This is a genomic window from Nonomuraea sp. B19D2, assembly GCF_040137845.1.
GTDB lineage: Bacteria > Actinomycetota > Actinomycetes > Streptosporangiales > Streptosporangiaceae > Nonomuraea.
The window spans coordinates 1-24,869 of sequence record NZ_JBEFAK010000047.1 but is presented as its reverse complement, the minus strand read 5'-3'; the positions used below and the strand labels follow the sequence as shown (position 1 = coordinate 24,869).

Here is a 24,869-nt window from a genome sequence, read left to right as displayed (position 1 = left end):
GAAACGTTCTCTGGACATCCATTCGAGGACCGGGTACGACCGTGACGATCGCTGCGGATGGCTGGGCTTCAGGACGGGCTAGGCGATCGCCGCCGCAGACCTCCGTTCCCGCGCTTGATGATGACCCGCGAGTTATACCTCTTCTACTCCCCCTCGCAGGAGGAGATGGCGTGGGCGCGGGAGAAGACCGACACCGATGAGCACCTGCTGGCGTTGACGCTCGCGCTGAAGTGTTTTCAGCGGCTGGGCCGTTTCGCCACGGCCCGCGAGGTGCCGCCCCTGGTGGTGGAGCACGTGCGACGCTGCCTGGAGCTGGGCGAGGACGTGGCGCCGGTGTATGCCTCGCCGCGTACGGCGGAGTCGCATCGGGTGCTGGTACGGCGCCGGGAGGGCGTGGCGTACGCGCCGGGCAAGGCTCGCAAGATCGCGGCCAAGGCGACCAGCAGGTTCCCGCGCTGCGCTCCTTCGCCGAAGGCCTGCTCATCGACCACGACGCCGTGGCCGCCGCGCTCGCCCTGCCCTACAGCAACGGCCCCACCGAGGGCATCGTCAACAAGATCAAACTCCTCAAACGACAGACATACGGCAAGGCCGGGTTATCGCTGCTCCGAAAACGGATACTCCTCGCCCAGAAGCACCACGGTTAGCTACCACAGGAATCTTGGCAGAGCCCTTGGAGTGATACCCCTTTCAGCGACCCGGCCATGCGCGTTCCCGCAGGTTGTAGAGCCTCCTGGTGAAGAGTCCTGATCTCTGTCTGGAGATGAGATCTGCGTCATGGGCCACAGGTGCGGTCAGGCTGGGTTGGGCGAGCAGGCGGTTTCGTGTGACCGTCCGTCTTCGACTCTTGCGATGGGCTCGCCGATGAGCTGTTGTAGCGCGCTCTGCAGAGCGTTCCGAGTCGCGGGGGCGAGGTCGGCCAAAAGCTGGTCCTCGATCGCCTTGATGTCGCTGCGGGCGGCTTTGAGGACGCGGCTGCCTTCGGGGGTGACCTCGATGATGCGGGCCCTGCGGTCGGCGGGGTCCGGTCGGCGGCGCACCAAGCCGTCGTTTTCCAGTTCGTCGAGGATGAGGACCAGCTTGCTCTTGTCCACCGATACGGCTTGGGCGAGGGCGAGTTGGGAGCTGGCGGGGGCTTCAACGATGGCCATCAGCACCGTGTAGCCCCACAGGGTCATGCCGTGCTCGCGTACGGCCGCGGTCTCGGCTGTGGCCAGGCCCTGCTTCAGCCGCGCGAACAGCCAGTGCAGGTCTCGGTGCAGCCAACTGTCGGGCGAGCCTTCGGATGCGGAAGCGTTGGCCATGCCCAGCATGATACCAAGCCAAGATGTTCTTGACTCACAACTATATTGTTCTATATTGATTGCGATTCCAGACCATCTTGATTGCGAGGCAATCTTGTGACGCATCTTCTCCATCTGGACGCCAGCGGACGCCGCGACTCGTTCTCCCGCAAGCTCGGCAGCACCTTCGTGGCCCACTGGCGGGCCACCCATCCCAACGGGGTCTACACCTACCGCGACCTCGTGGCCGACCCGGTGCCGCCCATCGACGAGGACCGTGTCCACCTCGCCACCCAATCGTCCGTAAAGGGCGTGCGCGACATCGATGCCATGGACAAGGTGGCCGCCGGCGCCCCCGAACTGGCCAGGAGCTGGGCAGCCACCCGCCCGCTGGTGGAACAACTCCTCGCGGCCGACGTCCTGCTCCTGGGCGTGCCGATGTACAACTTCACGGTGCCCGCCGCGCTCAAGGCATGGATCGACCGCGTGACCCTGCCCTGGCTACCGCTCAAGGGAAAGTCGGCCGTGGTGCTGAGCGCGCGCGGCGGCGGCTACGGGCCAGGCACACCCCGGGAGCAGTTCGACTTCCAGGAGCCCTACCTGCGCGCCTACTTCTCCGTACTCGGATTGGACGACGTGGAGTTCGTCCATGCCGAACTCACCCATGCCACGGTCATGCCCTTCCTCGCGCAGTTCCGCGACCAGCACGAGGCATCCCACGCCGCGGCGCTCGCCGCGGTGCACACCCTGGCGACTCGCGTGCGCGCCGAGACGCCGTCCTGACCACGACTCCCTACCCGATCAGCGAAGACAAGAGGACAACCGCACCATGAACACAGATCTCAACGGCCGCGTGGTCCTGATCACCGGCGCGTCGACCGGGATCGGAGCCGCGACCGCCCGCGCCTACGGACGCGAAGGTGCCCGGGTGGCGATCACCTACCGCAACAACCCCGACCGTGCCGAGAAGGTGGCCGCCGACGTCGAGGCCGCAGGCGGGCAGGCGCACGTCGTCCGGCTGGACCTCGAAGACCTGCCGACCATAGACCACGCGGTCGCGACCGTCATCGAGCGCTGGGACGGGATCGACGTTCTCGTCGCCAATGCCGTGCGCTGGGGCGGCGACGGCCCGCCTGACCCCAGCCTCCGGTTCGAGGACGTACCGCTGCAGGAGTGGGACGCGATGATCAGTGCCAACCTGCTCGGAACGGCGGCCACGGTCCGCGCGGTCCTGCCCAGCATGCGTGCCAAGGGCTGGGGGCGGATCGTGCTGATCTCCTCGAGCGTCGCGGAGGAGGGCCTGCCCGGGCCGGGCCCTTACGGCACCGCGAAATCGGGCCTGTACGGGCTCGCCCGCAGCCTGGCCTGGAACGGCGGCCGGAACGGGATCCTGGTCAACGTCGTGGCACCCGGCTTCACCCTCACCGACAGCCGCCCTGACATCCCGGCGTTCGTCACCGACGCCCTCGCCGCCGCCACCCCCACCCACAGGCTCTCCGACTCCGACGACGTGGCCAACCTCATCGTCTTCCTGGGCTCGGGAGCCAACGGCAACCTCACTGGCGAGGTGATCCGGGACGGCTCTGCCGCCGCCCGCGCACCGCATATCGGCGGGTAGCAGGCCCAACCCGCACCACACGAAGTTGCTCCTCGCCCGCCGGCCGTGCGGGTGGGGAGCGGTTCTCGCCCGCCGCCCGGGATGGGCATCGTCGTCGCGTAGCGCAGGCAGAACGTCGCGACTGCGTTTTGACGCGGTACAGGCCTGGACCCTGTGGAGAGGCCAGGCCCGGCGGCCCGCCACGACCCGCATGACGCGCCCGCCACGGGTCTCCTAAGGAAGGTGGCCCTACTGAACTGATCGGAGACCACAGCCTGTCACCGCATCCCGGAGATCGCGCCAGGGCCCAATATCAAGATCGTTCACAGTTCTTCGGCGGGGACCTCGGGGCGGGCCTTGGGATGACTGTTGCGGCTGATCTGGAACGGCAGCGCGGTGCCGGCGTCGGCGGCTTCGGGGCGCACCCGCAAGAAGGTCGGGTCGAAGGGGTCGGAGTCCAGCTTGACGCGGCGGCCACGCCCACATCCTGCTCGGCAGCGGGTAGCTTAAGGGCCGATACGTCAACTATGGCTTGGGCAACTTCGGCAGACCAGCACCACGGGCGTGCTGACGCCGACGATCGAGGGCCACAAGGTCCTCAAGGACCAGTGGACTCCGGCGCGCATCAGCGGCGGCATCCCGATCCCGGTGACCGGACCCGCGCGGCAGCAGGCGGTGGCGAGCTGGAAGGCCCCTGCGCGGCTGCGCCGGGCTGAGCGCGAGCCCGGCCGCGGCGGCCGGCTGAGCCCCGAACGTGCCCGCGCTGCCCGCGTGTCACCGCTTCGCGCAGGTGGTCTCCACTACTTCAGAGGCGTTCGAATCGATGGTGATCTGTCCACGGGCCTTCACGCATCCCTTGTCGGTGCGGAGCATTCCCGCCCAGTGCTGATCCCTGACGAAAGCCTCGTCGACACGGCTGGCGGTGCTGTCGTCCGGACGGAACGTCTCCAGCCGGATGCGGATGTCCTGCGACGAGTTGTTGATCAGAGAACCGTAGGGGTTCAACCGGGCCCAGGCCGAGCCGCACTTCTGTGAGTATCTGAGCTCGAGGGTGCCGTAAGTCACCGAGCCGAGCCACACCTCCTGGCCGACCAGCGTCACCGCATCCGGGCAGCCCGCTCGCTTGGGGTCGGCGCCGTCAACCCAGGCTCGGCCGAATTTGTCGAAGGACGGCAGCACGTTCGACGCGTTGGTCCAGCTCATGGGGGGTGGGCCGGCCGGCCGGACGATCAGTGTGACGGTCGCGCCGGCGGCGAGGAGAGCGGCGGCGCCCAGCAGCAGCCAGGGCCGTCGTCCACGTCGGCCTACCGGTCGCTGCGGCGTCACTTCGGTCGGTGGCGGTGTCTCCTCGGGAGGTGCCTGTTCGGGAGACGGTGTTGTCGAGGAGCGGGGTGAGATGTGTTCGGCGGTGGTTGGAATTCTTTGCTGATTCTCGATGGCGTGCCAGCGCTGTTGCCATTCCTCGATATCGCCGCCGCAGGCCGTCACATAGGCAAGGGTCAGTTCCAGGGTGGGGAGTGCGTTCCCGGCCGCGGCACGGGCGAGTGCGGCGGCGGAGTAATGGGCGTGCTCGGCGAGTTTGCGGTAGGACGGGTTGCCGGCCTTTTCCCTGAGTCTCCGCAGATCGAAGGCGAAGGCTTGTACGGGCCCCGCGTCCGGGTCCAAGGGGGTCTCAGGACGAGCCATCTGCGGAGTGCTCCTCGTTGTCTACTGTTCTCTTGTGCCATCCATACGCTAGGCGACAACAGTGCGGATCTCCACCATCTCCCGCCGAGGCTCACGAAGGCTTCTATTTCCTGTCAGATGCGCTGCTCATCCCTGATTTTCGGCTCGGCCGTCCACCTCGTTGTCTCCACGTTGTCTCGCGACATCCACATGCTGGGCGACAACCACGTGGAACACCAGAATCGCCAATCGACGCACTGCGAAGCTCGGCACCACACGTCGAGCGAATGGTGCCTTCGAGAGGAGTGGCTCATGTCACGGCGAGGTGCCTCGCTCGTACTCAAACTGTTCGGGGTGATGCTGGCGGGGTCGGTGGTCATGGCCTCCGGGCCGGCGTTCGCACTGGACGACTCCCCGGGACGGCGCGCGGCCGCAGCGGACGCCGACTGCTACGCCAGCCCTTCGGCGGCGACGTGCGACAACACCGACCCGGAGGCGTCCGGGTGCAGCAACGACGCGTTCACGGTGTCGCAGGCCTACCTCTGGCACCACACCGAGGGCGGGGAACCCACCGCTCGAGAGAACGCCGTCGTCGAACTACGGTATTCGCCGCACTGCGGAACGAACTGGTCGAAAGTCAGAGTCTTCGACGGTGCGGCGCCCATACAGGTTCACCTCTGTCGGGAGGGTTACAACACCTGTACCGATCTGTACACCGGATACGGCACTTTAGCCTATTCCGATCAGCTCTACGCCCCCAATGTCACCGCGACCGCATACGGCGCGTGCTGCTGGGGGTATGGAGCCGGTCCGGCCTGGGCCGAGGTATCCGGCTGACCGGATAAGGATGCAGCCGGCGTCAATATTCGCAGCACGTGACGGTGTTACCGGGGACTCTGCGACGGTCCCCGCTCACACCGCATGCCCGCGAACAGCACCGGCGAACAATCGCATGCCTGGCCGACCGCTTACTCGTGCCTGTACCGGCCGGTCCATCCGACTGTGAGTTCTCGTCGTACGGCCCCCAGCAGGCACGCCACTCATCGGCCTCGAACGCTGCCAGGCACTCGCCCGTCGATCAGCAGGCGCTGAGACCAGGCCGCAAGAAGCTCCTCTCGTCGCCGCCTGCCGCCGGCTCCGGGGACGTCGTCGTGGCGGCCGCCGCGGCGCAGGTGCTGGCGCGGAAATGGAATCAGCTCGGCGCGGCCGGCATCACCGTCGACGCCGGCGACCCCGGCAGCCTGGAGAACTGGTATTTCGCCGTGTGGGCGTACAACAGCGGTGTGAACCCCCAGGGAAGCACCGGCAACACCTCGGGGTGCACGCCGGGTCCCGGTTGCACCGATGAGGACGGCAACTGGGTATGGAGTGGACCAACAATCCGGCCAACCCTGACTACGATCCCCAGCGGCACCCGTTCCTGCATGTCGGCGTCGAGGGCGCGGCGGTGCGCACGTTCGACGACGCTCGTCATCCGCAGGACTGGCCCTACCAAGAAAAGATCTTCGGCTGGATGGAGAGCGGCCAGCAGGACCTCTACGACGGAGGGCTGAAGTTCGAGGGCACCTACGACTACGCCACCCAGACAGGCGCCCTGATGGCGCTACCCGACCTGTTCCCATGTGCGACCAGACCAGCTCCTGCGACTCGCAGGTGCTGAATCCGCTGCCGCATGCGGGAATCTGCCAGCGCGCCGACTATCACTGCTGGTGGCATCGTCCCATCATCGTCTGCGCGGTCGTTCTGTGCCACGGAGGCACCGATACCGTGGCCGACGATGCGCCGGAGCCCTCGGCCTTCAACCCCTCGCCGCCTGTATGCGGTCATCTGGAGAGCGGCCTTCCTCCGGACGCGGTCGGTCATGCTGACCCTCGGCGGAAACGACGCCGGGTTCGCCCGCGTCCTCGCCAACTGCTACCTGAACAGGTGGACCAGCGACTGCCGCAACAAGTACACCGAGACAGGCACCGGCGTGGACCTAGCTGTGCACGGATCAGAGCTGGATGACGGGGATCTGGGATGCCAGAGCACGTCTGGCGTTCATGAACAAGCCGGCTTCGCCGACCATGATATGAAGACCTCCAGCAGAGCGCTGGGGTCTTCGTGCGCTGTCAGGACCGGATGACGTTGACGCTCCGGTGGAGGGCGCGGGTGTTGCGAAGTACCTGGGCGTTGTCCACGAACACGGTGAGGTTCCGCATGTTCGCGAGGGCGGACAGATCGAGCGTGCGTGCCGCGCCGTTGAGGCTGACGCCGACCAGGGCCGGGAGGGAAGAGAGCGGGCCGAGGTCACTGATCCCGGAGCAGCCGTACAGGTTCAGATGGCGAAGGCCGGAGAGGCCGGAGAGGCCGGCGAGCGGGCCGAGATCGGTGACGCCCGTGTGCCGGAGTGACAGGGTGTGGAGGTTCTCCTGGCCTGCCAGCGGGCTCAGGTCCCGCACGTTCGAGCATTCACCCAACTGCAGCTCGCGCAGGCGGCGGTCACCTAGCGGGCCCAGGTCGTCCACCCAGTCGCAGTGCCAGAGCCTGAGGTCCTCCAGCCCGGGGACGGCCGAGACGAGAGCTTGCAGGCCGCCGTCGAGCGCGGAGCCTCGCAGCATGACCTGTTCCAGCTCGGGGAAGCTCGCGAAGAACGCCGGATCGCGCAGCTGTGCCCGGTAGAGTGAGAGGCTTCGCAGCCCCGCGTGGCGGGTGACGGGGGCGAAGTCCCGCACCCGGCTCAGGTCCTCCAGCAGCAGCGAGTCGAGGGACGCGACCGTGTCGAGGAATCCCAGGTGGGTGAAGTCGACTCCGCGCAGCTTCAGCTCCCTCAGCTTGGGCAACCTGGAGAGCACCTCGAAGTCCACCTGCCGCGCGGGGGTGAAGTGGATCCAGAGCCAGCACAGCTCGGGGTGGCAGGCCAGATCCTCCAATGAGGCGTCGCGCAGTTCTCGCAGCGCCAACCAGGACAGCAGCGCGGTCGTCCTGAGGAAATCCAGGTCGTCGACGGGGCAGTCAACGTCGACCGCATCGACCTTCCTGAGCCGGCCGAGGCCGTCCAACAGTCGGGGAGTTTCGATGACCACGCGTCCGTACGGCGGCTCCACCGTGGCGAGGACCTCGGCGGCATAGGTGTCAGGATCGAAGTAGCCCCAGCCCGCGACCAGCTCTCTCCTGACGTCCCTGCGGGTGTCACCGGCGTACCCGGCCAGCTTCGCGAGCGCTTCGGAGCCGTTCACCAGCCAGCAGGTGCGCACCGTCGCGACCGCTTTGGCCGTCGTCAGCCCCCGCAGGTCGTGCGGCAGGCGGCGGAGTGCCTCCTTACCGGCCGACGCCAGCGACCTGGCCTCGGCGTCGTTCCTCGGCGGAATGACCTCGGTGAGGCAGGCGTCGATGCGCTCCTTGAGGTCGGTGGGAAGCTCCTGGACGGTCTCCAGGCAGCCCGCGACCAGCAGCCGCCGGGCGTGCCGACCGTCCCTGTCCACCCGGTCCAGCAGTCCGGCGAGGAGCTCGCGGCGTACCGGGGCGTTCGCGTGCCCGGCGGACATCACCACAGCCTCGCGCCACTGGTCCAGGTGCGCCCGCTCGACCAGCGGTTCCACGTCGGCGTCGGCCGCCGCCTGTTTGGCGGCGAGGTACTCCTGCACGGTGCGGCCTGGCGAATCCGCTTGGTCAGCACGATCGGGTCGGCCGCCGCGTCGAACACGGCCCGATCGGAGAAATCGGACCGCTTGAGGGTGTCCACGGCCTCGAGCAGCGCGGCGGCCCTGTCGTTCTCGGACAGGCCGCCGTACTCCTGCTCGACGAGGGTCATCAGCCGCCGGTCGACTCCGTCGGCGATCGCCTCCACCTGGCGCTGGAAGCTGCGTCTGACCAGGCGGTCCGGGAGTTCGCTCCTGATCAGCGCGGTCAGGTCCGAGTTCCGCTCGCCTGCGGCGGAACGGACCGACAACCATTCCTGTGCTGCGCGCTGCGCGACGGCCTTCGCAGCCGTGACGACTGCGGCTTCCAGTGCGGGCATGGCGCTCCTCATGGGTGGGGACACTTCAATGATCGCCGCTTCAGGTGGGAAAGTGAGCGTTTCCCGGGCGGAATGCGGCGGTCCCGCCGGAGCCGCGCCTTCCCCGGAACCTCGTTGTTGCCATTCCTCGGTATCGCCGCCGCAGGCGGTCACGTAGGTGAGGGGCGGTTCCAGGGTGGAGAGTGCGTTGCCCGTCGCCAATCGCTGCGGTGCGCGGCTTGGTGCGTGGAGTGGTCGCGGGCGGCTGGGCCGTCCATCTCGTTGTCTCCACGTTGTCTCGCGACATCCACATGCTGGGCGACAACCGTGCGGAACACCAGAATCGCCAATCGACGCACCCGGAGCCCGGCACCACACGTCGAGCGAATGGTGCCTTGAAGAGATTCACAATCAGATGGGAGTACCACAGTGCGTATCAGATCGCTGGTCATGATGGCGGGTCTGCTGCTGCTGGCAGTCGCCCCCTTCCCGGCCGCCGCCCAGGCGCGGCCCACCGTGGCCACCGGCCCGTCGACCGTCGAAGGCACCGTCTTCGGCGGCTCCGAAGCCTTCGTGGTCGTACGGGCGCGGCCCGAGAAGGGAGCCAAGGACGGCCCCTATATTCAGGGCGGCACGCGTGTCGAGGTCGAGTGCTACGTCGACGGTGGCTCGAATGTCTCCGGTTGGTTCCACCCGTCCAACCCCTACTGGGACAAGGTCGCCGTGTACGGCCCGGGAAGCTCTCCGGGCAAGCCGTTCGCCAGAGGCTGGATGGCCGACGTCTGGGTGAACACCCATGGTGACATCACCAAGCAGTCCCGGCCCTGCTGGGGTGCAGGCGGCTGACCGCGGCCCACTCGTTCCCCGACTGGTCGAGGCGGCACTCGACCTTCAGCAGGAAGGCCGGATCGAGCGCCGCCACGCCTCAACCCGCACCGTGCGGGCCCTCGGCGGTGCCGAACAGGCACGGCCACCAGATCTCCTGTGGGGTCGGTGACGCGTGGAAACGGCAATCGTGAAGATCGAAGGTAGCGACGAATCCCATTCGGCAGGACGGAGTGAGCGGGGTGTTATGGACCGAGCAGGCAAAGGTGCGGGCCGAGGCCGACCGGCAGGGGCTGGGATCGGTCGAGCGGTGGTTTTCGACGGGATTTCACTACTGGGATTGGCGTAGGTTTGTGTTGGGGGTGTTCATGCTCGGCTGTGCCGCCATCCTTGGTGCCGGGGACGCTCTCTCCATGCCGTTGCTCGTCGCCGGCTCCGCGGTGCTGGTGTGGGCGATTCTGCCGCGTGTTCTGTCGATCGGCCGACGGCTCTATGTGTGTGAACGCGGCCTTGTCGAAACGCGGGGAGGAAGGGTGTACGTCCTGCCCCTTGAGCGCATCACCGGAGTCCGCCGCGCGGTGACCGAGCTCTACATCAACGGCGTGCACCACGCGACGGCCCACGCCGCGACCATCGAGACCGTGGACGGAGACAGCTTCACTTACAACAACCGGTTCCAGAATATCGAGGACCTCGTTGAAATTCTCCGGCAGAAAGTGGTGGCCGACCATCTGCTGCCCATATTGATGGAGCGTTTCAACGCCGGGGAGACCGTCGCTTTCGGCCCGCTGTCCGTCAGCCCTGAGGGCATCGTCCGGAAGAAGAAAATGCTTACCTGGGACGAACTCGGCAGCACGGCAATCGAACAGGGGCGTCTGGCCCTTCACAAGAAGAACGCGCTCTTCTCGTGGGCGACCTGCGACACCTATGACATCCCTAACCTTTCGATCCTCCTTGCCATCATCCACACCGCCGCAGGCTGGTCGCCTTCGCCGGATCGGTGAGCCACCTCGAGGTTCGGGGCAAGGGGTGGTGAGGTCGTTCCTGAGCGGCTCAGGCTCGGTCTTGTTCCAGGCCAGCGGGCAGGACCAGGGCCGCTATTCGCCGGGCCATGCCCCCTGCTCGTCGGCGGAGAATCCGGCGAGCAGTCGACCGCCTACGCCGCCGAAGATCGGGAAGATGGAGGGCAGCAGCGCCAGGCCCGCCTCGGTGGGGTCGATGAGAACAGATCTCCGGTCCTCCGGCTGCCTGGCGCGTGCCACGAGGCCCTTGGCCGCAAGCGCCACCCGCATCAGCACCGCGCCCTGCTGAGTGGTGATCCCCAGCGACGCCGGCTGACCTTCCAGGATTGTGCGCAGTTCCTTGGCGAGCTGCGGGCGACGGCACGCCTTCGCCGAAAGGTTCCATGCCTAGAAAGTAACTGTCATGACAGCTAATGTCGAAATCATGCATATCGTGATCATTGGGTGTGGCATCGGTGGACTCTGTCTGGCCCAGGGCCTCAAGAAGAGCGGCATCAGCGCGACCGTCTACGACCGTGACCCGGCCACGCGCTTCCGCAGTCAAGGCCGGCGGATAACGATCAAGGACGAAGGCACAGCCGCACTGCGCGCAGTTCAGCAAGCCGATCCCGCCGGCGACTCGTGCCGGAGGCCGGACTCGAAGATCTCGGCTCCTGCCTGTACGGAGTCACCCCTTTCGACACGCTCGACTGGGTGCCCGGCTCTCTTGTCGACACGTTCAATCGGGTCACGGTCCCGCCATGGCCGTAGCCACCTGCCGTCCCGGCGACTACTTCACCTGGGCGCTCGGCGACCTTCCCGAGGGTTCGGAGACGGCCGAGGACCCGCGCCGCCTCGCATGCGACCTGGTTGCGCGCCGGCATCCGGACCATGTCGCCCGGGCGCGGCGACGGAGCCCACACCGCTCTGCGCGACGCCCGCCTGCTCACGATCGCGCTCACGGAGGCAGCCACCGGGCGCGTGCCGGCGGACGGCACCGACAAACCCGTGCGGGAGAGTGCCCCAACCGGCAGCCGGCGCGTTTCGGTTCCGTACGCCATGCCGCGGTGACATGTGCTCGGCCCTTCGGTGAGCCTTCGAAGTGTGCTGTCGAAGCGGTCAGGGGCTGGGCCGCGTGATGACGGGTGCAGTTGGGCCAGGCTGTCGATTTCGGCGGATGTCATTCATCGGATTGATGAGGGCCCGGTATCGGGTCCATGGTCGAATGAAGGAAGGATGCGTCATGCCGCAGTACCTGATTCTGATCTACGACGATGAGGCCGTACGTGCAGGGGCGAGCCCGGAGGAGTTCGACAGCCTGCTGAAGGCGCACGAGGAGTTCGGCGCCGCCTACGCTGCGGTCCTCCGCGGCGGTCAGGCTCTTCAGGGCGCTGACACCTCGACGTCGATCCGGTCGGACTCCTCCGGCGGGTTCACCGTCACCGACGGTGCGTTCGCCGAGACCAAGGAGGTTCTGGCCGGCTACTACCTGATCGAGGTCGCGCACCTGGACGAAGCGCTGGCCGTGGCCAAGCGGGTGCCGGCGCCCTTCGGCGGGGTCGAGGTGCGGCCTATCCGGGTGTTCGAGTGATGGACGCCGCTGGGCACGACCGTGTCGAGGCCGGCCGGCGTACCCGATGGTCCGATGGCGCCTCGGTTGCCGCTGCGGTGGCCGACGCGCACCGCCGTGAGTGGGCCTTCGTGCTCGCCGCGGCGGTGCGCGTCACGCGGGACCTGGATCTGGCCGAGGAGTGCGTGCAGGACGCCTACGCGCAGGCCTTGGCCGCATGGTCCCAGCGCGGTGTGCCGGCCAAGCCCGGGGCATGGCTGACCACGGTTGCCCGGCGGCGAGCGCTGGAACTGCTGCGCAGGGAGGCGACGATGCGGCGCCTCCTGCCGTACCTGCTCACCGAGCAGACCGAGCCGGGGCCGGGAGGCGGCGGCGACCCGGCCATCCCCGATGACCGGCTACGGCTGATCTTCACGTGCTGCCATCCTGCGCTGTCCGTCGAGGCGCAGGTGGCGCTCACGCTGCGGTTGCTGTGCGGGCTCAAAACAGCCGAGGTGGCGCGCGCCTTCTTGGTCGGCGAGGCCACGATGGCGGCGCGGATCACCCGGGCCAAGAAGAAGATCGCCGCGGCCGCCATCCCCTACCGCGTGCCCGCAACGGACGAGTTGCCGGCCCGCGTGGATGCTGTCCTCACCGTTGTGCACCTGCTGTTCACCACTGGGCACACCGCTCCGGCAGGGGCGGAACTCATCCGCCGGGACCTCGTCGAACGCTCGCTCGAACTGGCCCGCATGCTGCGGACGCTACTGCCTGATGACGCGGGCGTCGCGGGTCTGCTGGCTCTCATCCTGCTCACCGACGCCCGCCGCGGTGCCCGGACAGGCGCGGACGGCCGACTGGTCCTCCTGTCCGAGCAGGACAGATCGCGGTGGGACCGGCGCGCGATCGACGAGGGTGTCGCGCTGGTCAGGCACGCCTTACGGCACCGGCCACCGGGCCGCTTCGCCCTGATGGCCGCCATCGCGGCCGTGCACGCCGAGGCGTCCGCCTGGCAGGACACCGACTGGGCCGAGATCGTGGCGCTGTACGACCTGCTGGTGCGGTTGTGGCCCTCTCCCGTGGTCGCGCTCAACCGCGCGGTCGCCGTGGGCTTCGCCCGTGGCCCCGCCGCCGGCCTGGCCGCGCTCGACGCGCTGGCCGCCGAACCGCAGCTCGCCGGGTACGCCTACGCCGCCTCCTCGCGCGGCGCGTTCCTGGCCCGCCTCGGGCGCGTCGCGGAGGCCCGTGCGGCCTACGAGGAGGCGGTCCTTCTCACCGAGAACGCCGTGGAACGGGCCTACCTGGCTGCCCGCCTCCACCATCTACCGCCCGTGGCGCAGGATGAGCCGTCATGGTGAGAGCCGGATTGCCCCGCAGAGGAACGACGCGGACCAACATGGAGCACACGAGGTATCCGCTGAGGTCGTTGCCTCTCGTCTCGTGCTGGCCTTGGGTGAGCCGCCCGTTCAGAGAGCCCTGCTGGTTTGCTATGCGCCACCAGCAGCGCGCGCAGCAGCATGGCCGGCGCTTTGTAATCTCGGAAGCGGATTTGGACAACCTGCCCGACCCGGCGTGAGTCGCCAGCCGGAATCGTCAGAAACGGTAGTGCGCGACCGTGGTGCCCAGCCTGGAGAAGGCCGCGCTGAGCGCCGACAGGCGGGTCCACAGGCGCAGGGCCCTCGGGAACTGGTCGACCTCGGGCTCCCGGGTGAGCAGGATGTGCCGGATCAGGGTCAGTCGCGGGTTCCACCGTACGGGGTCGAGGCGGTCGAATCCCGGAGACTTCAAGTGGGGCGCCAGGAATTTGCTGCCGGAGTAGTGTTTCGCGGCCCAGATGGTGAATCGGGTGTAGACGTTGAACGCGATCTCCCCGCTGGGGAAGTGGCTGGTGAGACGGTCCAGCAGCGTGATCATCTCTTCCTGGGAGAGGAAGGGCAGCACGCCGTCGGCGACGATCACGGCGGGGCGGTCGGCGGGGAGCGCCTCCAGCCAGCCGGGCTCGGTCAGGTCCGCGCCGATCGTGTGCGTGTGCGGCCGATCGGGGATGACCCGGTGCCGGGCGTCCACGACTTCGGGGAAGTCGACGTCGTACCAGTCAGCCGTGGGCGGCGGGTCGATGCGGAGGGCCCGGGTGTCGAAGCCGGCCCCCAGGTCGATGCCGATCGCGTCGGGGTGGCGGGCCATGAACTGCTGGGCCACTTCGTCCAGCTTCTTGGCGCGCTGGGCGACGTCGATGGCCGAGGCCGCGCTCCAACGGAGTTTCCGGTGATCGTAGCCGGTCTTGCGGACGATCTCGTAGGCCATGCGGTCGCCGAGTATGGGGCGTGGCAGGCGGCTGTCGAGTGCGCGTCCGCACAGCGTCACCCACAGGGTTTCCTGCAACGGGGTCAGGGTAGGAAGGGTCACTCCCATGATGTCCTCCAGGCTCAGGCGGTGGGCATGTCGCGTCGGGTGAATCCGACCAGGCCGGCCGCGACGAGGGCCGCCGCGACGACGGTCATAACGATCAGTGGCGTGGCCGTCATGACCCCGCCGGGAAGTTTCGGTACGTGCTCGAAGACCGACAGGTTGATGACCCACTGGTCGAGCTGCAACTCCAGGCCGACCCAGCCGAACAACATGCTCACCATGGCCACCGCGAACGTGCCGGCGACCAGCCGGGGCAGCAGCCCGAACAGGGCGAACGCGACCCCGGTGAACACCCACACCACCGGGAGCTGCACGAGAGCGGCGGCCAGGAGGCGGGACAGCTCACGGGCGACGTCGCCGGCGTTGAGGCCGCGCGCCAGACCGACGGCCGTCCCAAAGGCGATCAACCCGAGCGCCGGGCCGAGCAGTATGAACGCGAAGTGGCTGCCCGCCCAGCGCAGCCGGCGCACCGGGGTGGCAAGCAGGGGCTCGGCCCGCCCGTCGCGCTCCTCGTTCCTGAGCAGCAGCGCCGCCTGGATGGCGAAACCGGCGCTGACCAGGCCGAGCATGGTCATCATGGGGGCGAGGAACTGGTCGACGAGCGTGCCGGGACCGCCGAGCCGGGCCAGCGCCTCCCGGGCCGCGGCGCCGCTGTTGTCCATCAGCGCCGCGAGGCTCGCCGACATCGCGCCGACCACGAGCCCGACCACGGCGAGTCCTACGATCCTGCTGATCAGCGGGCCGCGGTGCAGCCGCCAGGCCAGCGCCAGCGGGCTGCTCAGGCGAGGTCCGGCGGCGGCTGGGCCCAGGCGGGCCTGGAACATGCCGGCGCCGAGGTCGCGCCGCTCCGACAGCGCCACGGCCAGCGCGATCAGCGCCATCACGGCGCCGGCCGCGAGCACGAGGACCCACCAGCGTTCGCCGGTGTAGGGCCGCAGCGCCTCCGCCCAGCCGAGCGGCGTCAGCCAGGACACCCAGGCGGGCCCGTCACCGGACTGCGTGGCGACGTCGCCGACGCCGCGCAGCAGGATCGCGGCGCCGAGCGTGCTGATCCCGATGGCGCGCGCGCCGCCCGCGCCGGTCGTGAGCTGCGCTGTCACCGCGCCGATCGAGGCGAACACGCAGGCGGCCACCGTGAACCCGAGTCCGAGCGCCAGGGAGCCGGCGGCGGGCAGGCCCTGGCCGATCAGCGCCAGCGCCGAGGCCACGCCCAGGACGAGGGCGGCCCCGCAGGTGACGATCAGAGTGGCGGCCAAGTCGGCGTGCCGGGACACCGCGGTGGCCCCGACCAGTTCGCGCCGTCCGGCCTCCTCTTCCGTACGCGTGTGCCGGATGACCATGAGCAGTGCGAACAGCGCGACCATGAACGTCACGAACCCCGACCGCCAGGCGACGAGCTCGCCGAGGCTGGAGCCGTTCAGCACGCCGTAGGCGACGGTGAAGGCCCTGGTGTGGACGCTGGTCTCGTAGTAGTGCTGGCGGGCCTCGGCCGTGGGGTACGCGCCGGTGAATGCGCCGACGAACACCACCGGGATCATGCAGATGAAGGCCACCCAGAGCGGCAGCAGCACACAATCGCGCCGCAGCACCAGGCGGATGAGCTTTCCCGTGCCGACGAACGCGTTCATCGCCCTGCCTCCGCGTGCCGGCCCTTGACATTCGCGGTCGCGCGGTCGTAGTGCCGGAGGAACAGCTCCTCCAGCGTCGGAGGCCGGCTGACCAGGCTGCGCACGCCGGCCTGGGTGAGATGGCGAAGTGCGAGGTCCAGCGCGGCGGCGTCGACGCTGAAGCGTACCCGGCCGCCGTCGGCGCGCAGGCCGTGCACGCCCGGCAGGTCGGCCAACCCGTCCGGTGGGGCGGCCAGCTCGGCGTCGATAGAGGTGCGGGTGAGGTGCCGCAGCTCGGCCATGGTGCCGGTCTCAACGGTACGGCCGTCGCGGATGATCGTGATCCGGTCGCACAGCGCCTCGACCTCGGAGAGGATGTGGCTGGACAGCAGCACCGTACGGTCGCCCGCGCGCCGCACCTCCTGGACCGTCTGGCGGAAGATCTCCTCCATCAGCGGGTCCAGTCCGGAGGTGGGCTCGTCGAGGATGAGGAGTTCGGCGTCGGAGGCCAGCGCCGCGACCAGTGCCACCTTCTGGCGGTTGCCCTTGGAGTAGGTGCGGCCCTTCTTACGCGGGTCGAGGTCGAAGCGCTCGATCAGTTCGTCCCGGCGCCGCCGGTCCAGCCCGCCGCGCAGCCGGCCGAGCAGGTCGATGGCCTCGCCGCCGGACAGGCCGGGCCACAGGGTGACGTCGCCGGGCACGTAGGCCAGGCGGCGGTGCAGCTCAGCGGTCTGTGTCCAGGGGTCGCCGCCGAGCAGCCAGGCGGTGCCCGCGTCGGGGCGCATCAGGCCCAGCAGGATCCGGATCGTGGTGCTCTTGCCCGCGCCGTTGGGCCCGAGGAAGCCGTGCACCTCGCCAGTCCGTACGACGAGGTCGAGGCCGTTCAGTGCCCGTGCCGGGCCGAACGACTTGACCAATCCGGCCATGGAAATGGCATCGGTCTTAGTCATCATGGGTGTCCTTGTGTGGTGGTGATGAGGAGAGGGCTAGAGATCGTCTCCCCGCTGGTCCTCCCAGGCGGTCTGGGCGGCTTTGAGCATGGTGTCGTCGGCGTACAAGCCGTGGGTGTAGATCTCGAGCATGGGCAGCCCGATGCGCTGCAGCACGTCGGGGCCCATGCGTTCGAAGCCGAGTGCGCGGGTCAGGGGCGGCGCCATGGTCAGCGTGGCCAGGCTCACCAGCACGGTGAGCACGGCCAGCGCCCGCACGTCGGAGGACTGGCGCATCGAGCCGCTGGCGATCCCGTCCCGGAAGAGCTGCTCGGTCTCCTTCACCAGCGTGTTGACGAACGTGGTGGCCGCGGAGGAGTCCTCCTCGATCGCGCGCACCATGTACTGCACATGGAGGCGGTACTCCTCCGAGTCCGACAGATATTCCTGGGACAGATCCCGCACGCCGGCCAGGTCGGCCACGGTCCGGGCCCTCCGCACCAGGATCTGCAGGACGTGCTCGTCGCAGACTCTCCGCAGGTTGTCCTTGCTGCCGAAGTGCCGGATGACCAGGGCGGCGCTCACCCCCGCGGTGGCCGCGACAGCGCGCAGGTTCGTTTTCTGGAAGCCGTCGCGGGCGAAGTGCGCGATGGCGGCGTTACGGATCTTGGCCTGGGCGGTCAGATCCGCCGAAGGAGCTGAACACACGTTTACTATAGTAAACATATGTTCAGCGCCGCGGCAACAGAGGTCAGAACTACGCTTCGAAGCGGTACGTATTCGGCCAGGCTCAGTGCCTTCTGATCGCCTCTGTCTCAGCTTCGCGCCTTGCCCGTATGCAGAGCTGCCGAGCGACCTGGCTCATCCCAGTTCGGCCATGACTCGCCGCATGTCGGAGACGGCGCGCAGCGTGCCGCGCACGGTTCCGGTCACCTTGGAGCGCCCTACTCGGGGTAGGTAGTCCACATCCACCTCGGCGATTCGCCAGCCGGCTGCGGCGGCCCGCAGGACCATCTCCAGCGGGTAGCCGAACCGGCGGTCGGTCAGCCCCAGCTCCAGGAGCCGGCTGCGCCGGGCCGCCCGCATCGGCCCGAGATCGTGCAGCACCACCCCCGCGCGGCGGCGCAGGGTGCGCGCCAGGACGGCGTTGCCGAGCCGGGCGTGCCAGGGCCAGGCACCCGCGGCTTGCGGCCGACGGGCGCCAAGGACCAGGTCGGCGTGACCGTCGATGACGGGCGCGGCCACGATGGGCAGCCGCTCGGGGTCGAGCGAGGCGTCGGCGTCCATGAAACAGACGATGTCGGCGGACGAGGCCAGCAGGCCGGCGTGGCAGGCGGCGCCGAAGCCGCGCCGGGGTTCGTGGACAACCTGGGTGCCGAACTCGCGGGCGACGTCGGCCGAGCGGTCGGTGGAGCCGTTGTCGACCACGAGCGCACGGTAACCGTCAGGCATGCGCTCGAGCACCCAACCGAGCGCAGCCTCCTCATTCAGGCAGGGCAGAATCACGTCCACCGTCATGACCACGCGAACTCCTTCATCCCGTCCTCGAAGCCGATCCCAGCGCGGAAGCCGAGCTCGAGCGCGGCCCGTTCGGGAGAGGCCACGATGTGGCGCACGTCCCCCAGCCGGTAACCGCCGATGATCCTTGGGTCCGGTCCACCCCGTGCGGCAGCCAGCGCGAGCGCCATCTCGCCCACGGTGTGCGGGATGCCGCTGGCGATGTTGTAGGCCCTCAGTTCGCCGGGTCGCGAGGGAGCCAGGACAGCGGCCAGGTTCGCCTGGGCAACGTCGCGTACGTGCACGAAGTCGCGGAGCTGGCGGCCGTCCTCGAACACCTTCGGCGGCCGACCTGACTCCAGCTCGGAACGGAAGATCGCGGCCACTCCTGCATAGGGCGTGTCGCGAGGCATGCGCGGCCCGTAGACGTTGTGGTACCTGAGCGCAACAGCACTCCCGCCGGTCTCCCTGGCCCAGTTGGCGGCCAGGTGCTCCTGGGCGAGCTTGCTGGTGGCGTAGGCATTGCGCGGATCGGGCGGCGCGTCCTCCCCGATGGCGGCGAAGCGCACCGGCTCGCCGCACCGCGGGCAGGCCGGATCGTACAGGCCCCGCTCCAGGTCCTGTACGGCACGCGGGCCGGGCCGGACCTGGCCGTGCTCGGCGCACGCGTAGCGGCCCTCGCCGTAGACCACCATCGAGGAGGCGAGCACCAGCCGCCCGACCTGGTGCCGCGCCATGGCCGCCAGGAGTACGGCCGTGCCGTACATGTTGGCCGAGGCGTAGTCCGGCAGGTCGGAGACGTCGACGCCGAGACCGACCTTGGCCGCCTGGTGCGCCACGAGGTCCACGCCCGGCAGCAGCCGATCCAGCGCCGCGCCGTCGCGTACGTCGGTGCCGGTGCGCAGGTCGAGGCCGACGACCTCGTGCCCCGCGGCCTCCAGGACCTCGACGACGTGGCTGCCGATGAAACCGGCCGAGCCGGTGACCATCACTCTCACCCGGCCGACGCTAATGCGCAACGAGATGGCGCTGAAGCCCTCGTTCGCACTCCGTAAGAACTAGCGGGCCGAGATTCTTACGGAGTGCATACGGCCTGCGCCGCGGTAGCCGCGAACCCGGGTCCAGGTGCGACGCTGCCAGGTGTGAGCCGTCACATGCTGTTCGTGGGCGGGGTGCTCCTGGCACTGGCCGCCGTCGTGGCCCAGATGGTGGCCGGGCCGCCCCGCCTGGGCTGGTATCTCCTGGCCTGGGCGCTGTTCGCCGCGGCCTTGTGGCTGGCCCGGCGAGTGCCGGAAAGGCAGCTGACTGCCCTGGTCGTCGCGGGCGGCGTCGTGTTGTCCGCGATCGGGCTGGCGGCGCCGCCGAGCAGCAGCACCGACTCCTACCGGTACGCGTGGGACGGCCGGGTGCAGGCGGCGGGCATCTCGCCCTACGACCACGTGCCGGCCTCTCCCGCCCTCGCCCCGCTGCGCGACGACTGGCTGTTCCCGCCGGAGTGCACGGCCCCCGAGCTCTGGCCGCTCCCCGGTGGCGGCTGCACCCGGATCAACCGCCCCACGGTGCCCACGATCTACCCGCCGGTCGCGCAAGGCTACTTCCTGCTCGTCCATTGGCTCTCGCCGGACGGCGTCCGGCACAAGGTCCTCCAGCTCGGCGGCTGGGTGATGGCCGTCCTGGTGCTGCTCGCGCTGTGCCGCCAGGCCGGCGTCCGGACGGCCGCCTACTGGGCGTGGTGCCCCTCCGTACCCGTCGAGGCCGTGAACAACGCGCACGTCGACATGCTGGGCGTGCTGCTGGTCGTGCTCGCCTTCTGCACCGTGCGCCCTCGCGGCGCGCTGCTGGGCGCGGCCGTGGCGGCCAAGTTGTTGCCCGCCACGGCGCTGCCCGGCGCGTTGTCCGGCGCGCTGGCAAATGGGGTGGCATGGCGGCGCGTCCTCCGGATCGCCGTGCCCGCCGCGCTCGCCGCGGGCCTGGCGTACCTGCCGTACGTGCTGACCGCGCGGGCCCCGGTCGTGGGCTACCTGCTGGGCTATCTCCGCGAGGAGCGGTACGAGGCACCCGGCGACGGGAACCGCTATGTGGTGCTGCGGCTGGTGATGCCCGATTCGTGGGCGCCGTACGCCGCGATCCTGCTGCTCGCCCTCATCGTCCTGTACGTTCTGCGCCACGGCGACCCGGAACGTCCCTGGCACGGGGCCCTGGTGGTCACCGGCTCGCTCCTGCTGCTGTTCACCCCGGGGTACTCCTGGTACGCGCTCCTGGTCGTCGCGCTGGCCGCCATGGACAACCGATGGGAATGGCTGGGCGTGGCCCTGGCGGGCGCGATCGCCTACGTCGCCGGCCCGGCGGCGCACCCCAGCCCGGCGATGCCGTTCTACGCCGCTGCCACACTGGCCGTGCTGATCGGCTGGGCCGTGCGCCGGCCCTGCGAAGCGGGGATCAGAAAGACCATGCTCGCACTGGCCGAACGGCTGCAGTCGCGGACTCGGCGACATCAGGAGTCGTCAGTATCTCGTAAGGATTGAGCACGGTCCGTCGCCCTACTGTCGAGCACATGACCCAGATCGTGATCATCGCCAAGGAGCCGGTAGCCGGGAGGGTCAAGACCCGGCTCACCCCGCCGTACAGCCCGGACCAGGCCGCGGCGCTCGCAGAGGCCGCTCTGCGTGACAGTCTGATCGCCGTGTCCGAGACACTCGCCACCCAGCGGGTGCTCGCCCTGGACGGGCTGCCGGGCAGTTGGCTGCCGCCCGGCTTCGTGGTGATCCCGCAGCGCGGCTCGGGACTGGACGAGCGTCTGGCGGCGGCTTTCTCGGACGCCTACCGGCTCCGGCCGGAACCCGTTGTGCTGATCGGCATGGACACCCCGCAGGTGACTCCCGCTCTGCTGGGAGAGGCGGTGGACGCCCTGGAACGCCGCGACGCCGTGTTCGGCCCGGCCGCCGACGGCGGCTTCTGGCTGCTCGGCCTGCGCGAGCCGGACCCTTCGCTGCTCCGCGCGGTGCCCATGTCGCACCCGGAAACCGGCAAGCTCCAGCTCGACCGGCTGGACCGGGCCGGGCTCACCATCCACCTGCTGCCCGAGCTGACCGACGTCGACACCGCGGCCGACGCCATCGCGGTGGCCGCGCAGGCACCCGATTCCCACTTCGCCAACACGCTACGGAAGCTGGGCCGATGATCGGGCAGCTCTACGCCGACGCGCTCGCCGGAGCCACCGCCGAGATCGAGTACGTCGACGGCACCCGCATGGTGCTGGAGACCGCCCGCTGGTTCGAGCCGGTCGACGGCGACGAAACACTCCTCAGCAGGTGCACCAGCCCGACCCTGGACATCGGCTCCGGCCCCGGCCGGCTCACGGCCGCACTGGCCCGCCGCGGCGTTCAGGCGCTCGGCATCGACATCACGCCTCGCGCCGTCGCCCTCACCCGCAAGGCGGGAGGCTTCGCCATGCTCCGGAACGTCTTCGACGAGGTGCCAGGCAGCGGTCAGTGGGCGACGGCGCTGCTCGCCGACGGCAACATCGGCATCGGCGGCCACCCCGAGACGCTGCTGCGGCGGGTCAGGCAGCTGGTCCGGCCGGGCGGCCAGGTCCTGGTCGAGCTCGCACCGCCCGCGACGAGAAGCCGGATCGACCGGGTACGCCTGCGCCGCGGCCCGCACATCGGTGACTGGTTCGGGTGGGCGACCGTGTCGGTGAGCGACATCCAGCGCGTGGCAGGCGCCGGTGGCTTCCCGATCGTGGACTGCTGGACGACTCACGGCCGCTGGATGGCCCGTCTGAGCTAGACGGCGCAGCCACAGGTAGGGGGCGACCAGGGCGACGGTGACCGCCGTGACGATCAGGCCGTACCTGGTGAACTGCCAGAAGCTGATCGGAGTCCCGTTGCGGGCGGCGATGCCGAGCACGACGACGTTGGCCGCGGCGCCTACGGCGGTGGCGTTGCCTCCTAGATCCCGGTCACGGTCATGGCCGCAGGGGCTGCCGGCACTCGGCCGGCGAGCCGGGCTGCGGGTCCGGCAGTCGCAGCGCCAGCACCGCGACATCGTCATCGAACACCTGGCCGCTTGGGACCATCAGGGCGTCGCACAGGTCGTCGAGTGGAGCTCCGGCCAGGCGGGCGGCCTGGTCGGCCAGGTCGTCCAAGCTGGCATCGATGTTCTGACCGCGGCGCTCCACCAGCCCGTCGGTGAACAACAGCAGGGTGCTTGCCGGCGGCAGCAGGTGTTCATGGTTGAACCGGGGCACGGTCGTATCGATGCCCACCGGAATCCCGTGATGGGTGGGCGCGAGGTAGCAGGTGCTGCCCTCCGCGTGGATGAGTAGCGGAGGCAGGTGCCCGGCGTTGCTCCAGTGAAAGGTGTACTGTCCACGGTCGCACTCGATGCGGCCGAGCACCAAGGTGGCCGTTGGGGGGTCATCCAACATCGACAGGACATGGTCCAGTTTGCACACGATCAGGCTCGGCGGCCCGCAATGGTCGAAGGCCAGCGCCCTCAGCATGTTGCTGATCTGCCCCATCAGCGGGGCGGCCTCGATGTCGTGGCCGGTGACGTCGCCTACCACCACGCACGTAGCGCCGTCGGGCAAGACCATGGCGTCGTACCAGTCACCGCCGAGCCTGGGCAGTTCGGAGGCCGGCTCGTAGCGGGCTGCCGCCTGCAGCGGCGTCAGGTCGGGCAACGCGGGCAACATGCGGCGCTGGAAGTGCTCGGCGGCGTGCTTGAGGCGCTCGTACAGGCGGGCGTTTTCGAGGCTGACGCTCGCGGCGCTGGCCAGCGCGGTCAGCAGTGCCTCGTCGTCGTCGCCGAAGGGTGTGCCGTCCTTCTTGTCGGCGAGGTAGAGGTTGCCGTAGACAGTGCCACGCACCATCAGCGGAACACCCAGCAGGGTATGCATGACCGGGTGCCCGGGCGGAAAGCCAACGGAACGAGGGTCGACCGCCACGTCTGGCACCCGCAACGCCTGCTGGTCTGCCACCAAGGTGTGCAGCAGGCCGTGGCCCTGTGGCAGGCCGGCAACGGTCATCAACCGCTGGTGGTCGACGCCCACGGTGATCAGATCGGTGAACTCACCGCTCTGCCCGAGCACGCCCAGCGCCCCGTAGCGTGCGCCGACCAGGTCGGCGGCCGCTTCCACAATGCGGTGCAGAACAGTGCGAGTATCCATGTCGGCGCTGACCGACACGACCGCGTCCAGCAGGCGTTGCAGCCATTGCTGGCCGAGGGCACGCTGCGACGCTCCCGCGCTCATGGCATCCCTGGTCTTTCCCCGCGATGGCTGCTGAGCTGCGGCTCGTCGAGTGGCGCGGCCCCCTGGCTCCCAGCGGGCGTCTGGCCAGCGCCGATCGTGCGCCATCCTGCTTCCTTCCGGCATCACGTCGCCCCGTTTTCAGACTACGCGCACGTGCTGAGGAGGCGTGGAGGGCGAGCGGGGGCACCGGCCGACGCGAGCTACGGTACGGGTGCGCGTGACGTGACGACGTTCGTCGGGGCCCAGCCCACATACGCATCGGGTGCTGGCCCGCAACCGCCAGGTCGTCAGTCTCGATCGCCGCGAGCGTCGGGTGACCCTGGCCCGAGTTGCAGGATGCTGCCGAAGCAGCCCGCATCGGGTGCCGGACCCACGGGGTGGGTCGTCGTGATCATCGCTGCGCGGAGCAGGGAGATGGCGTTCCGTTTCCGTTGAGGTGCGGGCTGATGATGCGGCGGCCGGAGATCTGCTCTGCTTCGACGACGATGTAGTGGTCGCGGCTACCGGGGGCCCAGGTGGTGAGGGGAAGTGCGGTCAGTCGGTTGATCTCAGTGGGGTCGGTGACGGCGCGGGCGTGTCCTACGGCGGTGACGGACCAGCCGGTGTGCAGTTCGGTGTCGAATTGGTCGGCTTCGAAGGCCACTATGGCGTGCCGGGTGGCGGCGGCCAGTTTGGATCCGATGGAGGTTCGGATCACGATGGAGTGGCCGTCGAGATGAAAGTTGACCGGTTGTACGGCCGGCAGGGCGCGATCGGTGAAGACGATGCGCCCGATCGGTGTGGTGGACAGCAGGCCGAGACACTCCTCGGGGGAGAGCACCTGTAGTCCGGACGAGTCGAGCTGCATACTTCTCAAGATCCCGCTCACGCCCCCACTACGGTAGGGGCGAAAGTCCCATCATTCTCGCCGAACAGGTCGCGCCTCGTGGCATTCGTATTCCTCGTCCAGCTAAGGGGCGGATCTCGCTTCTCTGGGACTTCGGCGCTGGAATTGTTAACGTACGCCCTGATGAACGGCCTGCTCAGGGCGCCTAGTCTGGTTCACGGCCAGCGGTCGCATGTCCAGCTTCCGCATGCTCTGGAGGGTTCATCCTGTCTGGAATCAGCCGCGATCGTCCGTACACCCGCCTGTAACCGGCGCGTCGCCCGGCCGCGCCCAGGGAGATGGTGTTTGAGAAGGTCACCCGTAATCGGTGACTATTAGGAAGCAATCGCCTCAATAGTCACTTTAGCATCGTTTGTCTTGTTTTTGGAATCGGGTGAATCGGTGTTCT

25 protein-coding genes and 3 pseudogenes are annotated in these 24,869 nt (G+C 68.9%); 15 read left to right on the top strand and 13 right to left on the bottom strand.

The annotated features are described in order from the left end of the window. Window positions 1-57: 57 nt before the first annotated feature. Together ABN273_RS59915 and ABN273_RS48110 are read left to right on the top strand one after the other, a co-directional pair. Window positions 58-360: pseudogene (locus ABN273_RS59915) on the top strand (DUF4158 domain-containing protein); the annotation flags it as partial. A gap of 86 nt (window positions 361-446) precedes the next feature. After that, window positions 447-647, top strand: a pseudogene (locus ABN273_RS48110) (transposase); the annotation flags it as partial. A gap of 147 nt (window positions 648-794) precedes the next feature. Here the strand turns inward: ABN273_RS48110 and ABN273_RS48105 are convergent. Further along, window positions 795-1,313, bottom strand: a complete 519-nt coding sequence (locus ABN273_RS48105; RefSeq protein WP_349456334.1) for a MarR family winged helix-turn-helix transcriptional regulator — start codon at window positions 1,311-1,313, stop codon at window positions 795-797. Window positions 1,314-1,400: 87 nt separating this feature from the next. Here ABN273_RS48105 and ABN273_RS48100 point away from each other — a divergent pair, with 87 nt between their 5' ends. Both ABN273_RS48100 and ABN273_RS48095 read left to right on the top strand, forming a co-directional pair. Next, window positions 1,401-2,066, top strand: coding sequence for an FMN-dependent NADH-azoreductase (locus ABN273_RS48100; protein ID WP_349456333.1), 666 nt, complete (start codon window positions 1,401-1,403; stop codon window positions 2,064-2,066). Window positions 2,067-2,112: 46 nt separating this feature from the next. Next, a complete protein-coding gene (locus ABN273_RS48095; RefSeq protein ID WP_349456332.1) occupies window positions 2,113-2,901 on the top strand; it encodes an SDR family NAD(P)-dependent oxidoreductase in 789 nt (262 codons plus the stop codon). Between the two features lie 753 nt (window positions 2,902-3,654). On the opposite strand, the gene ABN273_RS48090 is transcribed toward ABN273_RS48095, so the two are convergent. Further along, window positions 3,655-4,545, bottom strand: coding sequence for a helix-turn-helix domain-containing protein (locus ABN273_RS48090; protein ID WP_349456331.1), 891 nt, complete (start codon window positions 4,543-4,545; stop codon window positions 3,655-3,657). A gap of 312 nt (window positions 4,546-4,857) precedes the next feature. Between ABN273_RS48090 and ABN273_RS48085 the strand changes: the two genes are divergently transcribed. Next, on the top strand, window positions 4,858-5,382 hold the full coding sequence (locus ABN273_RS48085) for a DUF2690 domain-containing protein (protein WP_349456330.1): 525 nt from the start codon (window positions 4,858-4,860) through the stop codon (window positions 5,380-5,382). Window positions 5,383-5,908: 526 nt separating this feature from the next. Next, window positions 5,909-6,205: a hypothetical protein gene (locus ABN273_RS48080; protein ID WP_349456329.1), complete on the top strand. Its 297-nt coding sequence runs from the start codon at window positions 5,909-5,911 to the stop codon at window positions 6,203-6,205. Window positions 6,206-6,656: 451 nt separating this feature from the next. On the opposite strand, the gene ABN273_RS48075 is transcribed toward ABN273_RS48080, so the two are convergent. Continuing rightward, window positions 6,657-8,171: a leucine-rich repeat domain-containing protein gene (locus ABN273_RS48075; protein ID WP_349456328.1), complete on the bottom strand. Its 1,515-nt coding sequence runs from the start codon at window positions 8,169-8,171 to the stop codon at window positions 6,657-6,659. After that, the gene (locus ABN273_RS48070) at window positions 8,072-8,545 is read right to left on the bottom strand and encodes an NACHT N-terminal Helical domain 1-containing protein (protein ID WP_349456327.1); all 474 of its coding nucleotides are present in this window, start codon (window positions 8,543-8,545) and stop codon (window positions 8,072-8,074) included. The genes ABN273_RS48075 and ABN273_RS48070 overlap by 100 nt, the downstream gene beginning before the upstream one ends. Before the next feature lie 408 nt (window positions 8,546-8,953). Between ABN273_RS48070 and ABN273_RS48065 the strand changes: the two genes are divergently transcribed. Both ABN273_RS48065 and ABN273_RS48060 read left to right on the top strand, forming a co-directional pair. Beyond that, entirely contained in the window at window positions 8,954-9,370 is a 417-nt protein-coding gene (locus tag ABN273_RS48065; protein ID WP_349456326.1) for a hypothetical protein, read from the top strand. A 212-nt stretch (window positions 9,371-9,582) separates the two neighbouring features. After that, a complete protein-coding gene (locus tag ABN273_RS48060; protein WP_349456325.1) occupies window positions 9,583-10,353 on the top strand; it encodes a DUF6585 family protein in 771 nt (256 codons plus the stop codon). Window positions 10,354-10,446: 93 nt separating this feature from the next. Here ABN273_RS48060 and ABN273_RS48055 read toward each other — a convergent pair whose 3' ends face one another. Beyond that, window positions 10,447-10,641: a hypothetical protein gene (locus tag ABN273_RS48055; protein WP_349456324.1), complete on the bottom strand. Its 195-nt coding sequence runs from the start codon at window positions 10,639-10,641 to the stop codon at window positions 10,447-10,449. Between the two features lie 133 nt (window positions 10,642-10,774). Here ABN273_RS48055 and ABN273_RS59910 point away from each other — a divergent pair. The 4 genes and pseudogenes from ABN273_RS59910 to ABN273_RS48040 form a co-directional block, all read left to right on the top strand. Next, window positions 10,775-10,891: pseudogene (locus tag ABN273_RS59910) on the top strand (NAD(P)-binding protein); the annotation flags it as partial. Window positions 10,892-11,241: 350 nt separating this feature from the next. Then, the gene (locus ABN273_RS48050; protein ID WP_349456323.1) at window positions 11,242-11,421 is read left to right on the top strand and encodes a hypothetical protein; all 180 of its coding nucleotides are present in this window, start codon (window positions 11,242-11,244) and stop codon (window positions 11,419-11,421) included. 172 nt (window positions 11,422-11,593) lie between these two features. Beyond that, window positions 11,594-11,941 carry a YciI family protein gene (locus ABN273_RS48045; RefSeq protein ID WP_349456321.1) on the top strand — a complete coding sequence of 116 codons (348 nt, stop codon included), beginning with the start codon at window positions 11,594-11,596 and terminating at the stop codon, window positions 11,939-11,941. Beyond that, window positions 11,941-13,257 (top strand): RNA polymerase sigma factor, encoded by a 1,317-nt coding sequence (locus ABN273_RS48040; RefSeq protein WP_349456385.1) that lies wholly within the window; start codon window positions 11,941-11,943, stop codon window positions 13,255-13,257. Before ABN273_RS48045 ends, ABN273_RS48040 begins: the two co-directional genes overlap by 1 nt. Before the next feature lie 235 nt (window positions 13,258-13,492). On the opposite strand, the gene ABN273_RS48035 is transcribed toward ABN273_RS48040, so the two are convergent. From ABN273_RS48035 to ABN273_RS48010, 6 genes are all read right to left on the bottom strand, one after another. Further along, window positions 13,493-14,281, bottom strand: coding sequence for a class I SAM-dependent methyltransferase (locus ABN273_RS48035; RefSeq protein ID WP_349456319.1), 789 nt, complete (start codon window positions 14,279-14,281; stop codon window positions 13,493-13,495). Between the two features lie 44 nt (window positions 14,282-14,325). Beyond that, a complete protein-coding gene (locus tag ABN273_RS48030) occupies window positions 14,326-15,936 on the bottom strand; it encodes an ABC transporter permease (protein ID WP_349456317.1) in 1,611 nt (536 codons plus the stop codon). Then, complete coding sequence (locus ABN273_RS48025) at window positions 15,933-16,868, bottom strand: ABC transporter ATP-binding protein (RefSeq protein ID WP_349456316.1); 936 nt, start codon at window positions 16,866-16,868, stop codon at window positions 15,933-15,935. The genes ABN273_RS48030 and ABN273_RS48025 overlap by 4 nt, the downstream gene beginning before the upstream one ends. A 33-nt stretch (window positions 16,869-16,901) precedes the next feature. Then, window positions 16,902-17,552, bottom strand: coding sequence for a TetR/AcrR family transcriptional regulator (locus ABN273_RS48020; RefSeq protein WP_349456315.1), 651 nt, complete (start codon window positions 17,550-17,552; stop codon window positions 16,902-16,904). 153 nt (window positions 17,553-17,705) lie between these two features. Next, window positions 17,706-18,362, bottom strand: coding sequence for a glycosyltransferase family 2 protein (locus tag ABN273_RS48015; RefSeq protein ID WP_349456384.1), 657 nt, complete (start codon window positions 18,360-18,362; stop codon window positions 17,706-17,708). Beyond that, window positions 18,359-19,339, bottom strand: coding sequence for an NAD-dependent epimerase/dehydratase family protein (locus tag ABN273_RS48010; protein WP_349456314.1), 981 nt, complete (start codon window positions 19,337-19,339; stop codon window positions 18,359-18,361). The genes ABN273_RS48015 and ABN273_RS48010 overlap by 4 nt, the downstream gene beginning before the upstream one ends. 144 nt (window positions 19,340-19,483) lie before the next feature. Between ABN273_RS48010 and ABN273_RS48005 the strand changes: the two genes are divergently transcribed. From ABN273_RS48005 to ABN273_RS47995, 3 genes are read left to right on the top strand one after another with little or no spacing between them, the layout of a single operon-like run. Next, the gene (locus ABN273_RS48005; RefSeq protein ID WP_349456313.1) at window positions 19,484-20,866 is read left to right on the top strand and encodes a hypothetical protein; all 1,383 of its coding nucleotides are present in this window, start codon (window positions 19,484-19,486) and stop codon (window positions 20,864-20,866) included. Window positions 20,867-20,895: 29 nt separating this feature from the next. After that, on the top strand, window positions 20,896-21,522 hold the full coding sequence (locus ABN273_RS48000) for a TIGR04282 family arsenosugar biosynthesis glycosyltransferase (protein WP_349456311.1): 627 nt from the start codon (window positions 20,896-20,898) through the stop codon (window positions 21,520-21,522). Continuing rightward, entirely contained in the window at window positions 21,519-22,130 is a 612-nt protein-coding gene (locus tag ABN273_RS47995) for a class I SAM-dependent methyltransferase (protein ID WP_349456310.1), read from the top strand. The genes ABN273_RS48000 and ABN273_RS47995 overlap by 4 nt, the downstream gene beginning before the upstream one ends. A 178-nt stretch (window positions 22,131-22,308) precedes the next feature. Here the strand turns inward: ABN273_RS47995 and ABN273_RS47990 are convergent, their stop codons facing one another. Further along, on the bottom strand, window positions 22,309-23,595 hold the full coding sequence (locus ABN273_RS47990; RefSeq protein ID WP_349456309.1) for a PP2C family protein-serine/threonine phosphatase: 1,287 nt from the start codon (window positions 23,593-23,595) through the stop codon (window positions 22,309-22,311). Window positions 23,596-23,986: 391 nt separating this feature from the next. Then, the gene (locus ABN273_RS47985) at window positions 23,987-24,442 is read right to left on the bottom strand and encodes a pyridoxamine 5'-phosphate oxidase family protein (protein WP_349456308.1); all 456 of its coding nucleotides are present in this window, start codon (window positions 24,440-24,442) and stop codon (window positions 23,987-23,989) included. Window positions 24,443-24,869 lie beyond the last annotated feature (427 nt).

What these genes read in the sequence shown, in the direction of transcription:
- ABN273_RS48105 (WP_349456334.1), bottom strand. Translation starts at nt 1,313, where the DNA reads ATGCTGGGCATGGCCAACGCTTCCGCATCCGAAGGCTCGCCCGACAGT.
- ABN273_RS48095 (WP_349456332.1), top strand. Translation starts at nt 2,113, where the DNA reads ATGAACACAGATCTCAACGGCCGCGTGGTCCTGATCACCGGCGCGTCG.
- ABN273_RS48085 (WP_349456330.1), top strand. Translation starts at nt 4,858, where the DNA reads ATGTCACGGCGAGGTGCCTCGCTCGTACTCAAACTGTTCGGGGTGATG.
- ABN273_RS48080 (WP_349456329.1), top strand. Translation starts at nt 5,909, where the DNA reads ATGGAGTGGACCAACAATCCGGCCAACCCTGACTACGATCCCCAGCGG.
- ABN273_RS48070 (WP_349456327.1), bottom strand. Translation starts at nt 8,545, where the DNA reads ATGCCCGCACTGGAAGCCGCAGTCGTCACGGCTGCGAAGGCCGTCGCG.
- ABN273_RS48055 (WP_349456324.1), bottom strand. Translation starts at nt 10,641, where the DNA reads ATGCGGGTGGCGCTTGCGGCCAAGGGCCTCGTGGCACGCGCCAGGCAG.
- ABN273_RS48050 (WP_349456323.1), top strand. Translation starts at nt 11,242, where the DNA reads ATGTCGCCCGGGCGCGGCGACGGAGCCCACACCGCTCTGCGCGACGCC.
- ABN273_RS48045 (WP_349456321.1), top strand. Translation starts at nt 11,594, where the DNA reads ATGCCGCAGTACCTGATTCTGATCTACGACGATGAGGCCGTACGTGCA.
- ABN273_RS48040 (WP_349456385.1), top strand. Translation starts at nt 11,941, where the DNA reads ATGGACGCCGCTGGGCACGACCGTGTCGAGGCCGGCCGGCGTACCCGA.
- ABN273_RS48030 (WP_349456317.1), bottom strand. Translation starts at nt 15,936, where the DNA reads ATGAACGCGTTCGTCGGCACGGGAAAGCTCATCCGCCTGGTGCTGCGG.
- ABN273_RS48025 (WP_349456316.1), bottom strand. Translation starts at nt 16,868, where the DNA reads ATGATGACTAAGACCGATGCCATTTCCATGGCCGGATTGGTCAAGTCG.
- ABN273_RS48015 (WP_349456384.1), bottom strand. Translation starts at nt 18,362, where the DNA reads ATGACGGTGGACGTGATTCTGCCCTGCCTGAATGAGGAGGCTGCGCTC.
- ABN273_RS48000 (WP_349456311.1), top strand. Translation starts at nt 20,896, where the DNA reads ATGACCCAGATCGTGATCATCGCCAAGGAGCCGGTAGCCGGGAGGGTC.
- ABN273_RS47995 (WP_349456310.1), top strand. Translation starts at nt 21,519, where the DNA reads ATGATCGGGCAGCTCTACGCCGACGCGCTCGCCGGAGCCACCGCCGAG.
- ABN273_RS47990 (WP_349456309.1), bottom strand. Translation starts at nt 23,595, where the DNA reads ATGAGCGCGGGAGCGTCGCAGCGTGCCCTCGGCCAGCAATGGCTGCAA.
- ABN273_RS47985 (WP_349456308.1), bottom strand. Translation starts at nt 24,442, where the DNA reads ATGCAGCTCGACTCGTCCGGACTACAGGTGCTCTCCCCCGAGGAGTGT.